We start from the raw sequence: 13,522 nt of genomic DNA on the forward strand, positions 1-13,522 counted from the left end.
ATCTTAGTCGTAGAATTTATTCCCTTTTTTCACAAATTTATTTTAGATTTCTTTTTTACTTTTTATACTACTATGATACAATATTTTTAATCAGTTTCTATTTTCTGTTAACTTTTTTCACGAACAAGGAGCAGATCATGCGCTACGATTTTGGAAATGTTTATAAAGAAATACGTGAGTCAAAAGGATTAACCCAAGAAGATGTCTGTGGTAGCGTCCTTTCAAGAACCAGCCTATCAAAAATCGAAAGTGGAAAAACAACTCCTAAATATGAAAATATGGAGTTTCTTCTCCGACAAGTCAATATGAGTTTTGAAGAGTTTGAATATATCTGTCATCTTTATCAACCAAGTCAACGCACAGAAATTATGCAAACCTATCTCAATATGAGCTCAATCCTAGGGACTAGTGAAATCGAAAAACTATTTCAAAAATGTCAAGACTACCTCAAAACTCACCACGACCTCCCCATCAAAGAGATACGAGATATGCTAGAAATTGTTATCTATACCCGCCAAAATGGGACTAAAAAACTGTCAATCGAAGTTAACAATACTGTAAAGAAGCTATGGAAGAAGATAGAAAAGCAGGACACTTGGTACGAGAATGACTTAAAAATTCTCAATACCATTCTCTTTACCTTTCCTATAGAACATATCCATCTCATCACTGGAAAAATCTTGCAACGCTTAGAAGTCTATAAAAACTATCAACATTTATATGACTTGCGAATGGCAATCCTACTCAACCTCTCCACCATTTACTTATACAATCAAGATAGAAATATGTGTAAACAAATATGCTATACTTTACTAGAAGATGCCAAGAACAAGAAAAGCTACGATAGGCTTGCTATCTGCTATGTCCGTATTGGGATTTGTACGGATGATTCTAAACTTATCCAAAAAGGTTTCTCCCTTCTGGAACTAACCGATGAAACCTCCATGCTAGCTCATCTCAAAAAAGAAGTAGAGACCTATCATCAACCAAAGGAAATATAAAAAAGTCGAGGGATTTCCTCGACTTTTACATATTTTTCTGTTAGCTAGTTCTTAATACCAACCGTTGTTAAGCCAGAAGTTCTTGGCAGCTGTCCATGAACCGTAACGTCCTGCAACGTAGGCATCTGCTACACGTTCTTGGTTTTCAGCTGAGTAGTCACCGTTCAAGTATGAATCTGTCAATTGGTAACGTCCGATGTAACGTCCGTTTGTAGCAGTGTAGCTACCACCTGATTCTTTTTGAGCGATCCATTCTTTGGCTTCTGCTTCAGAACCACTTACAGTAGAAGCTGCTACAGTGTTGCTTTCTGCTGCTGGAGCCGCTGGTGTAGCTGGCGCTTCATAGGTTGTTGTTTCAGTTGCTTCTTCCGCAATTTCTTCCGCAGTTGCTGGGGCTTCATAAGTTGTTGCTGAAGCTGCAGCGGTTGCAGTTGCTGTCGATGGAGCTGTTCCTTCGATAACCAAAACTTGGTCAACATAGATAAGGTGAATATCTTTGATGTTGTTTTTTGCTGCCAATTTTTCAACAGTTGTGTTGTACTTCTCAGCGATTTCTGAAAGAGTATCACCTGATTTAACTGTGTAAGTTACAGTTTCTTGGGCAGATGCAAGTGATGGAGCAAAGAAAGCAAGCAAAGCTGCTACTCCTGCGATAGTTGTTTTAATTTTTTTAGTTGTTAATGACATATCTAAAAATTCTCCTTTTTATCTATGATACTATTTTACTCCTCGAATGTTACCGTTTCTTGACGGTTTTATGTAGAAATATTACAAAAATGTTTTATATTTACCGTTTTAAGGAGGTTTTTGTCACAAAAGACCTTATTTTATACTATCTTTAATCATTTTGAGGTTTTAATAAGGGAAATAAGCGCAGAGGTTCATTCTTTGATATAATAGATATAAGAATCTTTGTAAGGGGAAACAGATGCACTCACTTCGTTTTCAATCTGTCTTTGATATTATCGGACCTGTCATGATTGGTCCATCAAGTAGCCATACAGCTGGTGCCGTTCGTATCGGGAAAATCGTCTCATCCATCTTTGACGATACGCCAACAGAGGTAGAATTCCAATTATTTAATTCATTTGCCAAGACCTACCGTGGTCATGGAACTGACCTTGCTCTCGTCGCTGGTATATTAGGTATGGATACGGACGATCCTGATATTCCAAATAGCCTCGAGATTGCCCATAAACGTGGCATCAAGATTGTCTGGACCATTCAGAAAGACAGCAATGCTCCTCACCCTAACACCACTAAAATTACTGTGAAGAATGAACACAAGTCCATCAGTGTGACAGGTATTTCCATCGGTGGGGGAAATATCCAGGTCACGGAACTCAATGGCTTTGCCGTCTCTCTTAACATGAATACCCCGACTATCATCATCGTGCATCAGGATATTCCGGGTATGATTGCCCATGTCACAGAAGCTCTCTCTCGTTTTGATATCAATATCGCCCAGATGAATGTGACTCGGGAAAAAGCTGGAGAAAAAGCCATCATGATTATCGAAGTCGATAGTCGAAGTTGCGAAGAGGCGATTGAAGAAATCCGAAAAATCCCTCATCTCCACAATGTCAATTTCTTTAAGTAGGAGGAAACATGTTTTATTCTATCAAAGAATTGGTCGAGCAGGCGGATCTAGACTTCCAAGGAAATGTCGCAGAACTCATGATTGCAACAGAATATCAACTAACCGGTCGGGAACGACCAGAAGTTCTCCTCCTCATGGAACGCAATCTAGAAGTCATGAAAGCCTCTGTCGAGCTCGGCCTCAGTGAAAATAAATCCCGTAGCGGCTTAACGGGTGGAGATGCGGCCAAACTAGACCGCCATCTCAAAAGTGGCAAGGCCTTGTCAGACTTTACCATCCTATCAGCAGCCCGTAATGCCATTGCGGTCAATGAACACAACGCTAAAATGGGCTTGGTCTGTGCTACTCCAACCGCAGGAAGTGCTGGCTGTCTGCCAGCCGTTCTTACTGCAGCTATCCAAAAATTAGACCTTACCCACGAAGAACAGCTAGATTTCCTCTTTGCTGCTGGTGCCTTTGGATTGGTTATCGCAAACAACGCCTCTATCTCAGGTGCTGAAGGTGGTTGCCAGGCCGAGGTTGGCTCTGCCTCTGCCATGAGTGCCGCAGCCTTGACCTTGGCTGCAGGTGGGACCCCCTATCAGGCTAGCCAAGCCATTGCCTTTGTCATTAAAAATATACTGGGCCTCATCTGCGACCCCGTCGCTGGTTTGGTCGAAGTTCCCTGTGTTAAGCGCAATGCCATGGGAGCTAGCTTTGCCTTTATCGCGGCAGACATGGCCTTGGCAGGTATCGAGTCTAAAATCCCTGTTGACGAAGTCATCGATGCCATGTACCAAGTCGGATCGAGCCTTCCAACTGCCTTTCGTGAAACAGCTGAGGGTGGACTCGCTGCCACACCTACTGGTCGCCGTCTACAAAAAGAAATCTTCGGCGAATAAACTCATCTATATCTGTTAGGAGAAACTATGCCCTCTATCTCAGCAATCTTTTTTGATCTAGACGGAACCCTGGTTGACAGTTCCATCGGGATCCACAATGCCTTTACCCATACCTTTAAAGAGCTAGGAGTGCCTAGCCCTGATGCCAAAACCATTCGTGGTTTCATGGGCCCGCCACTTGAAAGTAGTTTCGCGACCTGCCTTCCAAAAGAACAAATCTCAGAGGCTGTGCAAATCTACCGCTCTTACTACAAGGACAGAGGGATTCACGAAGCGCAACTCTTCCCCCGAATGACGGAATTGCTCCAAGAACTCTCTCAAAACTACCCTCTCTATATCACTACAACAAAGAATACTCCTACTGCCCAGGATATGACTAAAAATCTGGGAATCCATCATTTCTTTGATGGTATTTACGGTTCTAGTCCTGAAACGCCACACAAGGCGGATGTCATCCGTTACGCCTTGCAGATGCATCAACTGCCCGCAGACCAAGTTTTCATCATTGGCGACACTAAGTTTGATATGATCGGAGCCCAAGAAACTGGCATTAAAAAGTTCGCTGTTACTTGGGGATTTGGAGAGGAGGCTGATTTACTCAGCTATCAACCTGACTGGATTGCCCATACCGTTGACGATATCATTAAGCAGCTATAAATGATACACCATACAAAAATACTCCTAACACTAGTGAACTAGGTTGAGGAGTATTTTTTTATATCTTGTTACTATCAGAAGGAATCAACTCCATGCTTAAGCAGTAATTTGATCCTGTTCTTCAGTATCTGCATCTTCATCCTTCTTACTTGGCCAAGCAAGCATGACAATAAGAGCAATCGCTCCAACGATAGGAACCAAACCAATGAAGATAAAGGCCCAGTGGAAACCAGCATCCCGTAAGCGACGAACAGTCACGGCGATAGAAGGCAACATGAGAATAACTGCTAAAAAGAAGTAAAAACCGCTCATAGCTTGTAAACTACGGAGTGCCTCTAAGTTATATGGACGAGTTGACACTGCAGCATGATATTTCGTATAAGCAGGAAGACAGATTAATAAGTTTGTAAAATAAATCCACCAGTACTCCGAACGAGTCGAACGACCAGTAAAGTTTACATACCCCTTCCAAAAGTTCTTATAAGCATTAAACATACAATAATCTCCTTTATTTTTTCTTCATAGAGTCTACCATAAAGTAGAATGATTGACAAGTCCTGAAGGGATCATTTGCTGTGAAGCGCGACTCAGCCGCTTTAAAATAGAGTAGAAATATCTTAATATTTTCGTACCATTTCTTCAAACTGAGAGTCTTCCGTATTCTCTTTATCTTTTTCACTATTTTCTATCACTTTTTCTACAAATCGTTGACTTGGCATAGCGAGCATAACGAGCAGTGTTATTGCACCCAAAGGAACAAATACAATAAAGATATAGGCCCAATGGATACCCACATCCCGTAAACGGCGTACTGTCAGTGCTAGTAGAGGAACAAACTCTACTATAAACAAAATAATACACATACTGAAGACCGCAATATTCCTGATGGCTTTATCAGATTCTAATCCCGTGAACAGCGAGTAGTAGGCGGGCAAGAAAATTATCATATTTAGCAGCCAAACCCACCAAAATTCTGGACGGTTGGAACGACCAGAAAAATTTGCATAGCCTTTGAAAAAACTCCTAATAGCACTCAGCATACAAAAAATCTCCTTTTGATTTTAATACTTATTTCCCAAAGTTATGTTACCAGCTTAAAAAAGAGGTAGTTTTTAGATTGTCTGAAATCACTCTCCTGATAGATCACATAACATCGTCCCTTGAATAGTTGCGCTTATTAAACCTTTGAAAGATCCGATGTTCTCTACTCTCTATTTATAAAAACCAGCTTTCTGATTCTCTCAGAAAACTGGCGATAGTTGTTTCATTATGAAAGTAGATAGCCCCTCTTACTCAGCATGGGTTGTTTCATTTGCAAAAGAAATGATTGCTTCTTTAAGCTCATTTCCGCTGAGTGAACGGAACTCTTCAATCTTTTGATCAATAGCCTCTAGTGGCATGACATTTACCTTACCAACGAAAATCTTGTCCATGACTTGGTTATCAACCAATTCGGTCGAAACCAAGAGTTCTTCATAGAGTTTTTCACCGGGTCGGATACCGACTTCAACGATTGGAATTTCACTTTCTGTGTGTCCACTTAGAAGGACCATTTTCTTAGCCAAGTCATAGATCTTAACTGGTTTGCCCATATCGAGGATAAAGACTTCTCCGTCCTTGGCATAAGCGCCAGCATGGATTACTAGACGGCTAGCCTCTGGAATGGTCATGAAGTAACGTGTCATACGGAAGTCTGTCACCGTTACAGGGCCGCCTTCAGCAATCTGACGTTCAAAGACAGGAATCACGCTACCACGACTACCCAGAACATTTCCAAAACGGACTGCACAGTAGGTTGATTTGCTACGTTGGTTAAAGCCAGTGACAATCAACTCTGCCACGCGCTTAGTTGCACCCATAACATTCGGTGGATTGACCGCCTTGTCAGTCGAAATCATGACCATCTTAGGTACTTTGGCCTCATCAACAGCCTTGGCAACATTGTAGGTACCGAGGATATTGTTCTTGAAGGCTTCTTTTGGATTGCGCTCCATCATCGGAACGTGCTTGTGGGCTGCAGCATGGTAAACGATGGCTGGTTTGTACTGCTCAAACACCTGCAAGAGACGGTCATAGTCCTGAATATCTGCAATAACAGGAACATAATCAATTCCTTGGAATGTACGGATCAATTCATGATAAACGAGATAGATTGAGTTTTCACCATGTCCAAGCAAGACGATACGTTCGGGATTGAAGCGGCTAACCTGACGACAAATCTCCGAACCAATCGAACCACCGGCTCCTGTCACCAGGATGGTCTTGCCTGTAATCTCAGTACCTAGACGCGATTCGTCAAGACGAATTTCCTGACGGCCCAAAAGGTCTGTGATATCAATTTTCTGGAAGCCACTGCCTGATTGATGGAGTCCTTGAACGACTGTCTCAACCTTAGGCATCTTGTAACATTTGACGCCTAGCTTATTACACATCTGCAAGATGCGTTCGTACTCTGATGGGTCAAGTGAAGGGATCGCTACGATAACACGCTCGATTTGGTGACGTTTAGCTAATTCAGGGAGATTATCATAAGAGCCCAAAACTGGGATTCCACCTAGTTTTTGTCCCTTTTTCTTTTCATCGTTATCCAAAATCCCCACTAACTCAAGGTCGCTAGTTGGGTGTTGGTAGCTGTTCATAAAGAGGGCACCACCATCACCAGCACCAATCAAGAAGGTCCGACGGTGTTCTCCATCTCCACTACCTTTTTTACGTTTGGAATAAATCAACTGCCAAGTGATACGAGGAAGCAAGATGAGGAAGGTACTCAACAAAATGAAGAGTACGATGAAACGGATAGAAAACAATGGAAGGAAGGCATAGCAGATTCCATAAGAAAGAACACTGCTGAGCATCACTCCGAAAAAGATTTTCATGAAATCCGTAATCTTGCTATAACGACTAATACTAGCATTTAGCCCCCAAAACGCAATCATGATTTGATAGAGGAGGAAGGCTAAAAGAGTGTAGATCACGTAATCCACAGGCGCAGGATTTATAAGGCCATAAAACAAGATATAAGATACGATGATGGAAACCACCATACTCAGAATATCGAATATCCCCCAAAACACTTGTTTTTGCTGTTTATTTAAAATTTCAACCAGATCAATCACATAATCTGTTAGTTTTTTATTCATAGGAATTTACTCCCCCTTAAAAGAGTCAGATGATACTGTTGTTATGATAACCTGAATCATTCAGTCTATCGGGGCTTACTTTCTCTTTCTTAAAAGTTTGACGAAGATAAACTGACGTACAAATCCTGGACAAAGTGCAACAATTGCCTGAATGGCTACACTTTTAGCATATTCCATGTAAGAAATTTGCCCTCGCTCAAGCATCCGTTGGCGAGCTTGACGATAGAGTTTAAGGTAACGCAAGCCACCTCGACGCTCAAACATCCCTGCACCGACACGAACCTTACACAAGATTTGATCTAGGTTCCCAGTCTTGGCACCTGCAGCAATCATATTGAGCCAAAGGAGGTCATCCTCCATGTAAAGGCCATCTTCGTAGTTGCCCGCCTTGAGGACCATGTCCTTTTTGAACATGACTGTCATATGGTTAAAGGCGCTTCTCATTCTCTGATAAGCCACAATGTCTGCGTGCTGAGTTGGAACACGACGATAAGACACAATCTCATTTGGATTATCAATGAACTCTGCGATATGCCCGCCTAAGAGGTCGAGATCTTCTTTCTCCATTAGCTGAAGCTGTTTCTCAAAACGATCCGGAACGGCTAAATCATCCGTATCCATGCGAGCAATAATGTCATACTGGCACTGTAAAACACCGTATCGAAGAGCCAAACCTAAACCTTGATTTTGTTCTAAGGGGCAACGTTTCACTGGAATTTCTGACTGAGCTTCCACTTCATCTAGCACCTGATAGAGTTCGGGCGTGAGCGGCCCATCCTCAACAAGAACAAGTTCGCTCGGTTTCAAGGTCTGGTTTTGAACACTTTTGATAGCATCTCTTAAAAACGTCGGATTTTCCTTTACATAGACCGACATCAAGACGCTGATTTTTTGCTTTTCAGGCACAGTTTTTCTCCAATGTATAGATTTCCTTCCACTATTTTATCACAAAATTTCCTAGTTTCCTATTTTTATATCAAATCAAGGAAAATTCTAGTAAAGAAACCTGCCCCTTTTCACTTTATTTTCACTTCTATTGATTGATCTGTCTTGGCTGTCATTACTTGACATTATAAGGAAAAAACCTTAAAATAAGCTGTTATTAAAATCATCCTATCGAGGTTTTCATGAAAAAACAATCGCTCTTTTTTGTTCTAGGAATTGTCTTAATCGGGACTGTTTTACGCTCTCCTTTTACTGCTCTTCCAACCATTTTAGGAGATATCGCTCAGGGACTAGGAGTGGAGGTCAGCTCTCTTGGAATTTTAACCAGTCTCCCTCTCTTGATGTTTGCTCTTTTCTCTGCTTTTGCGAGCCGCTTGGCACAAAAAATCGGGTTGGAACATCTCTTTACTTACTGTCTTCTCCTCTTAACTGTTGGCTCTGTCATTCGGATTTTCAATCTTCCCCTTCTCTATCTAGGGACCCTAATTGTGGGAGCAAGCATTGCGATCTTCAATGTACTCCTCCCAAGTATGATCCAGGCAAATCAGCCTCAAAAGATTAGTTTCCTAACAACTCTCTATGTCACTGCCATGGGAATTTCGACAGCCATCGCTTCTTATCTTTCGGTCCCTATCACCCAAGCTAGTTCTTGGAAGGGACTCATCCTCGTTCTCAGCTTTCTCTGTCTGGTCACTCTGCTAGTCTGGTTGCCCAATCATCGCCACAACCACCACCTAGAAAGCCAAAAAGAAAAGCAAGTCAAAGAGAATATTCTAAAAAGTAAAGATGTCTGGGCCATCATTGTCTTTGGCGGACTTCAGTCCTTACTCTTTTATACAAGCATGACCTGGTTGCCAACTATGGCTATTAGTGCTGGTCTTTCTAATAGCGATGCAGCTCTTCTCGCTTCTATCTTCTCGCTGATCAGCATTCCTTTTTCAATGACTGTTCCAAGTCTGACAACTCGTCTGTCAGATGGTCATCGTCGAATCATGCTGGCAATTATCTCTATCGCTGGTATGATGGGAATTGCCATGCTCTTGTATCCAGCCAATAATTTCCTCTACTGGCTGGTCGCCCATCTCTTGATTGGGACTGCCTGCAGTGCCCTCTTCCCCTACCTCATGGTTTGCTTTTCTCTTAAAACCAGTTCTCCTGAAAAGACAGCTCAGCTATCAGGACTAGCGCAAACAGGGGGCTACATCTTAGCTGCTTTTGGACCTGCCTTGTTTGGTTATAGTTTTGAACTTTTCCAATCTTGGATCCCAGCTGTCCTTGCCCTTCTAGTCATCGATATCATCATGACTATCTCACTCTTTATGGTGGATCGGGCTGAAAAATTCCTCTAAACTTCTAGTTTATACTAGGAGTTTTTTATATGTAAAATTTTTACACATATTTCTTGACAGGGCTTTCATATTGAGATATAATATATTTGAAAAGAGTATATATAAAATTTTTATATAATGAAAAGGAGGTTTCCCATGTACTTCCCAACATCCTCTGCCTTGATCGAGTTTCTCATCTTGGCTGTACTGGAGCAGGGGGATTCTTATGGTTATGAGATTAGTCAAACCATTAAGCTCATCGCCAATATCAAAGAATCTACGCTCTATCCCATTCTCAAAAAATTGGAAGCCAGTGGCTTTCTCACCACCTACTCTAGAGAGTTTCAGGGGCGTATGCGCAAATACTACTCCTTGACCAATCGGGGCGTAGAGCAGCTCGTTACTCTAAAGGAAGAGTGGACGCTCTATACCGACACCGTCAACGGCATCATAGAAGGGAGTATCCGCCATGACAAGAACTGACTATCTGACTCAGTTAGAAACCTATCTCCATAAACTACCTGAAGCTGACCGCATCGAAGCTATGGACTACTTTAAGGAACTATTTGACGATGCAGGTCCAGAGGGCGAAGAAGAACTCATTGCTAGTCTAGGAACTCCAAAAGAAGCAGCTCATGATATTTTATCTAACCTCCTCGACAAAAAAGTCAATGAAGCCCCTGCTCAAAAGAATGATCGCCAACTGCTACACATTGCCCTCCTTGCCTTACTAGCAGCCCCTATCGGAATCCCTGTTGGAATTGCAATGATTTTAACCATTATCGGGCTTTTTATCGCAGCTGCCTCCGTCATTCTAGCCTTCTTTACCGTCTCTGTGACAGGTATCCTACTGGGCGGACTCTTTATCGTAGAGAGTTTTAGCGTCCTAGTCGAAGCCAAATCCGCCTTTATCTTGATTTTTGGGGCTGGTTTGCTTGCTATCGGTGCTTCTTCTCTTGTTCTACTAGGCATCTCCTATGTAGCCCGTTTCTTTGGCCTCCTGATCATCCGCTTGGTGCAATGGATTCTTAAAAAAGGAAAGAGAGGTGACAGACATGCGTAAATTGACGAAAGGATTTCTCATTTTTGGTGTGGTTTCTACAATCCTTGGTTTTATCATGATCATTGTAGGGGCCCAGTCCAATGGTATTCAAAGTTTGCTTGCCATGTCAAAAGACCCAGTCTATGACAATCGTATCGAAGAAGTGACCTTTGGAAATGAAGTGGAAAAACTTGATTTGACCCTTGAGGAACATAGCCTAACCATCACAGAGTCTGTAGATGACAAGATCCATATCACCTATCATCCTTCCGTATCTGGTCGTCATGATTTGACTACTGGCATGAGTGACAAAACACTGACCGTCACTGACAAACAAGCCTCCCAACATCGCTTTCTAGGTTCAGGAATCGAAGGCCTACTTCGTATCGCTAGCAACTATTCTAATCGTTTTGACGAAGTCGTTCTCTCCCTACCTAAAGGAAGAAAGCTGCAAGCTATCACCGTCTCAGCCAATCGTGGACAAACCAATATTCGTCAAGCCAATCTTGAAAACGCAACAATCAAAGCAAAAGGCTATCTCTTAAGACTAACAGAAAGTTCTATCAAAAACAGCACACTAACGACACCTCATATCATCAATATCTTTGATACCGAATTGACAGATAGTCAGGTCAAGACGGAGGGAGCACACATCTATGCTGAGAATATCCAGGTTCACGGCAAGGTTGAGCTAGAAGCCCATTCCACTCTAACACTCATTCTCTCCCAGAAAGAGACTGACCGTATCAATCTAGAAATTTCTTCTCAGCATGGTGGTATCTATCGTCAACCCAAAGAAGAACATCGTGGACAAAAAGAGAATGTACTTGCCAACCCTTATAAAACCGAAAAAGCAGATATCAAGGATTTACTCATTGCAAAAGCCAACCAGGATATCTACCTACCTAAAGAGGAGCATTCTGCTCCATCTAGAAACCATTGACAAAAACGCTTTCATCTGCTAGTCTAAAGATAGAAAACGACCATAAAAAAGGAGGTTCCACCATGACACAAGAATGGTTTGAAAGCGCCGATCTTGAGAAGAAATCAGCTCAGACGAAATCGGAAATCCAGCCCGACCAACCAGAGACTTCGGAAACTGTGGAGACCGAACCACAAGCAAGCCAAGAAACTCCTATCTCACCTAAAGAGTCGGAAACGCATGAGGAGGAAGCTCCCGAAATGGCTGAGGAAACCCAAACCGAGGAAGAGGGAGAAGGGAAAGCTGAAGAGAAAGGCAACCAAGAGAACCCTACAAAAGAAAAAAACATCCTCAGCAAGGCTTTAGATAGTCCCTATATCCCAGATATTGACCCCCGCAAAACTGCTCGATTCAAAGAAGAAATCGCACTATTTTGGACTTGGCTTCTGGACGCTATCCAAGAACCAACTGCCAGCAAGACTACGGACCAAAAGCATCGTTACAGTGTCTTTGGCCTGCTCACTTTGCTATCCATGATTAACCTTTTCTTTAGTATCTATCATATCAAGCACCTCTACTACGGCTATATGGCATCTATTGCCAATAGTTTACCTAACCAGCTCCCTCCTTTAAATCTCTTTGCTGGACTCTCCATCTTGGTCGCTAGCGCTCTATTTTACTTTTCCATCATTTTGGGAGGCTTTACTGTCCGACGTGTGCTGGACCAGGAGAGCGACTTCACATTCCAAGAAGCCTTCGATCGGTATAGCCGACTCTTTGCTATCCCACTTGTCCTAACGGCTCTAGCAAGTTTCTTTGCACTCTTTGGTGGCTTACGATTTGCTGGTATCCTCACTCTTCTCAGCATGGCCATCTTTGCCCTTGGAAATCTCTTTGTGATTAGCAAGCCAAGTAAGACCAGTAGCCTGGACCCATTTTATCGATTCCTGCTAGCTGTCTTACTTGATGGCGCTATTCTCTTCCCCTTCTTCATTGCAGAGCTCGCGCTGACAGTAGACTACCTTCGCATCCTGACCTTCTTTTAACCAAAATCCCTGCCATTTATTAATGACAGGGATTTTTATGCTTACTCTTTTTTGAACAATGTCTACTTGATAGTTGCCAATCCTTCAAAATCTTGTCCTAGGATGGGTTGTACTTCTAATTGATTAGCATCTAATTGCTGGTAAAATGCTTCTGGTAGTGACTCTAGGAATTTTTCATAATCCAAGCGAGCGATTGCTTCATAGTCTTCTGCTTTTGAGCCATCACCAGAAATCGCCACTAGGTCAATCTCCAAAACCAGCTCCTTTCCTGCCAGCTGCTCGGTATAAGGAGCTGGTACAAAGGGTTCCTTTGGTAAAATCGTCTTGACTCCCTGGGCTAGGTGATAGATACCGTGCACCCTACCTTGGGCATCTGGGTAAAATTTCACACTGGCAAGATAGGCATCCGAGCCTTGAACCTTCTTGACCAGCTCTTCAAAACGTACCAATCCATCCTCAGCCAAAAAGCTCTCGAGGTATTCCTTGTTGAAATAGATAGGGGACAAGAGCCCTTGGCAATAGACTAGACGAGCTGCTTTGTCAGCTAGATAATTCTGAACTATTTGTCGGAAATAAGCTTCAAAGTCAAACCCTTCTAACCCTTCTACCACTTGCCTCAACTTGCTCGATAGGGCTTGGAGGAGAGCTTCTACAATCCCCCAATCCGCTCTAGTAAGGAAGTCTGGAATCACCACTTGATAGCCTTTTCGGCTATCCGCATAGTTGACCTTGAAGAGAAATTGCGACTGGCCTACAATCCCACACTCCATGTATTCGAGACGATTGAGGGGTTGACGGAGATAGACTGCATCATAACTGTGCGACTCCAAGCCCTCCACCAAGGCCAAGATAGACTTGGCAGTCAAGACCTCCTGTTGTCCTAGAATGCTTTCTTTATTTGGGATAAAAAATGTTTTCGCCATAACTGGCCTCCTTTGAAATCGTTTACACATAGTATAC

At 42.6% G+C, this 13,522-nt stretch carries 15 protein-coding genes; 9 read left to right on the top strand and 6 right to left on the bottom strand.

Features of this window, described 5'->3' with window-relative positions; all coding sequences use genetic code 11:
• Positions 1 to 137: 137 nt before the first annotated feature.
• Positions 138 to 1,001, top strand: a complete 864-nt coding sequence (locus MK385_RS04105) for a helix-turn-helix domain-containing protein (RefSeq protein ID WP_268725362.1) — start codon at positions 138 to 140, stop codon at positions 999 to 1,001.
• Between the two features lie 51 nt (positions 1,002 to 1,052).
• Here the strand turns inward: MK385_RS04105 and apf are convergent, their stop codons facing one another.
• Positions 1,053 to 1,688, bottom strand: a complete 636-nt coding sequence (apf, locus tag MK385_RS04110) for an aggregation-promoting factor (RefSeq protein ID WP_042903041.1) — start codon at positions 1,686 to 1,688, stop codon at positions 1,053 to 1,055.
• Between the two features lie 241 nt (positions 1,689 to 1,929).
• Here apf and sdaAB point away from each other — a divergent pair, with 241 nt between their 5' ends.
• The 3 genes from sdaAB to MK385_RS04125 are packed head-to-tail and all read left to right on the top strand — an operon-like array spanning position 1,930 to position 4,139.
• Positions 1,930 to 2,601 carry an L-serine ammonia-lyase, iron-sulfur-dependent subunit beta gene (gene sdaAB, locus MK385_RS04115; protein WP_061853263.1) on the top strand — a complete coding sequence of 224 codons (672 nt, stop codon included), beginning with the start codon at positions 1,930 to 1,932 and terminating at the stop codon, positions 2,599 to 2,601.
• Positions 2,602 to 2,609: 8 nt separating this feature from the next.
• Positions 2,610 to 3,482, top strand: coding sequence for an L-serine ammonia-lyase, iron-sulfur-dependent, subunit alpha (sdaAA, locus tag MK385_RS04120; RefSeq protein ID WP_268725363.1), 873 nt, complete (start codon positions 2,610 to 2,612; stop codon positions 3,480 to 3,482).
• Between the two features lie 27 nt (positions 3,483 to 3,509).
• On the top strand, positions 3,510 to 4,139 hold the full coding sequence (locus MK385_RS04125) for an HAD-IA family hydrolase (RefSeq protein ID WP_268725364.1): 630 nt from the start codon (positions 3,510 to 3,512) through the stop codon (positions 4,137 to 4,139).
• A 96-nt stretch (positions 4,140 to 4,235) separates the two neighbouring features.
• Here MK385_RS04125 and MK385_RS04130 read toward each other — a convergent pair whose 3' ends face one another.
• The 4 genes from MK385_RS04130 to MK385_RS04145 all read right to left on the bottom strand — a co-directional run bounded on the left by MK385_RS04130 (position 4,236) and on the right by MK385_RS04145 (position 8,185).
• Positions 4,236 to 4,634, bottom strand: coding sequence for a DUF805 domain-containing protein (locus MK385_RS04130; protein WP_268725365.1), 399 nt, complete (start codon positions 4,632 to 4,634; stop codon positions 4,236 to 4,238).
• Positions 4,635 to 4,756: 122 nt separating this feature from the next.
• A complete protein-coding gene (locus tag MK385_RS04135; protein ID WP_268725366.1) occupies positions 4,757 to 5,179 on the bottom strand; it encodes a DUF805 domain-containing protein in 423 nt (140 codons plus the stop codon).
• Positions 5,180 to 5,428: 249 nt separating this feature from the next.
• Positions 5,429 to 7,279, bottom strand: coding sequence for a nucleoside-diphosphate sugar epimerase/dehydratase (locus tag MK385_RS04140; RefSeq protein ID WP_268725367.1), 1,851 nt, complete (start codon positions 7,277 to 7,279; stop codon positions 5,429 to 5,431).
• Positions 7,280 to 7,354: 75 nt separating this feature from the next.
• On the bottom strand, positions 7,355 to 8,185 hold the full coding sequence (locus MK385_RS04145; RefSeq protein WP_268725368.1) for a glycosyltransferase: 831 nt from the start codon (positions 8,183 to 8,185) through the stop codon (positions 7,355 to 7,357).
• A gap of 221 nt (positions 8,186 to 8,406) precedes the next feature.
• On the opposite strand from MK385_RS04145, the gene MK385_RS04150 reads away from it, so the two are divergent.
• The 5 genes from MK385_RS04150 (at position 8,407) to MK385_RS04170 (ending at position 12,562) form a co-directional block, all read left to right on the top strand.
• On the top strand, positions 8,407 to 9,573 hold the full coding sequence (locus MK385_RS04150) for a CynX/NimT family MFS transporter (RefSeq protein ID WP_268725369.1): 1,167 nt from the start codon (positions 8,407 to 8,409) through the stop codon (positions 9,571 to 9,573).
• Positions 9,574 to 9,708: 135 nt separating this feature from the next.
• The gene (locus MK385_RS04155; RefSeq protein WP_000273860.1) at positions 9,709 to 10,035 is read left to right on the top strand and encodes a PadR family transcriptional regulator; all 327 of its coding nucleotides are present in this window, start codon (positions 9,709 to 9,711) and stop codon (positions 10,033 to 10,035) included.
• Entirely contained in the window at positions 10,022 to 10,615 is a 594-nt protein-coding gene (locus MK385_RS04160) for a DUF1700 domain-containing protein (RefSeq protein ID WP_268725370.1), read from the top strand. The genes MK385_RS04155 and MK385_RS04160 overlap by 14 nt, the downstream gene beginning before the upstream one ends.
• On the top strand, positions 10,608 to 11,537 hold the full coding sequence (locus MK385_RS04165) for a DUF4097 family beta strand repeat-containing protein (RefSeq protein ID WP_084859682.1): 930 nt from the start codon (positions 10,608 to 10,610) through the stop codon (positions 11,535 to 11,537). The genes MK385_RS04160 and MK385_RS04165 overlap by 8 nt, the downstream gene beginning before the upstream one ends.
• 62 nt (positions 11,538 to 11,599) lie before the next feature.
• Positions 11,600 to 12,562, top strand: a complete 963-nt coding sequence (locus MK385_RS04170; protein ID WP_070569488.1) for a DUF6574 domain-containing protein — start codon at positions 11,600 to 11,602, stop codon at positions 12,560 to 12,562.
• 62 nt (positions 12,563 to 12,624) lie between these two features.
• Here MK385_RS04170 and MK385_RS04175 read toward each other — a convergent pair whose 3' ends face one another.
• Positions 12,625 to 13,485, bottom strand: a complete 861-nt coding sequence (locus MK385_RS04175) for a DUF4299 family protein (protein ID WP_268725371.1) — start codon at positions 13,483 to 13,485, stop codon at positions 12,625 to 12,627.
• Positions 13,486 to 13,522 lie beyond the last annotated feature (37 nt).

It is taken from the genome of Streptococcus oralis, from assembly GCF_026782125.1.
GTDB lineage: Bacteria > Bacillota > Bacilli > Lactobacillales > Streptococcaceae > Streptococcus > Streptococcus oralis_CE.

Bases quoted from the DNA above. Each gene is read 5' to 3' on its own strand.
- MK385_RS04105 (WP_268725362.1), top strand. From the start codon at position 138: ATGCGCTACGATTTTGGAAATGTTTATAAAGAAATACGTGAGTCAAAA.
- apf (WP_042903041.1), bottom strand. From the start codon at position 1,688: ATGTCATTAACAACTAAAAAAATTAAAACAACTATCGCAGGAGTAGCA.
- sdaAB (WP_061853263.1), top strand. From the start codon at position 1,930: ATGCACTCACTTCGTTTTCAATCTGTCTTTGATATTATCGGACCTGTC.
- sdaAA (WP_268725363.1), top strand. From the start codon at position 2,610: ATGTTTTATTCTATCAAAGAATTGGTCGAGCAGGCGGATCTAGACTTC.
- MK385_RS04125 (WP_268725364.1), top strand. From the start codon at position 3,510: ATGCCCTCTATCTCAGCAATCTTTTTTGATCTAGACGGAACCCTGGTT.
- MK385_RS04130 (WP_268725365.1), bottom strand. From the start codon at position 4,634: ATGTTTAATGCTTATAAGAACTTTTGGAAGGGGTATGTAAACTTTACT.
- MK385_RS04135 (WP_268725366.1), bottom strand. From the start codon at position 5,179: ATGCTGAGTGCTATTAGGAGTTTTTTCAAAGGCTATGCAAATTTTTCT.
- MK385_RS04140 (WP_268725367.1), bottom strand. From the start codon at position 7,279: ATGAATAAAAAACTAACAGATTATGTGATTGATCTGGTTGAAATTTTA.
- MK385_RS04150 (WP_268725369.1), top strand. From the start codon at position 8,407: ATGAAAAAACAATCGCTCTTTTTTGTTCTAGGAATTGTCTTAATCGGG.
- MK385_RS04155 (WP_000273860.1), top strand. From the start codon at position 9,709: ATGTACTTCCCAACATCCTCTGCCTTGATCGAGTTTCTCATCTTGGCT.
- MK385_RS04160 (WP_268725370.1), top strand. From the start codon at position 10,022: ATGACAAGAACTGACTATCTGACTCAGTTAGAAACCTATCTCCATAAA.
- MK385_RS04165 (WP_084859682.1), top strand. From the start codon at position 10,608: ATGCGTAAATTGACGAAAGGATTTCTCATTTTTGGTGTGGTTTCTACA.
- MK385_RS04170 (WP_070569488.1), top strand. From the start codon at position 11,600: ATGACACAAGAATGGTTTGAAAGCGCCGATCTTGAGAAGAAATCAGCT.
- MK385_RS04175 (WP_268725371.1), bottom strand. From the start codon at position 13,485: ATGGCGAAAACATTTTTTATCCCAAATAAAGAAAGCATTCTAGGACAA.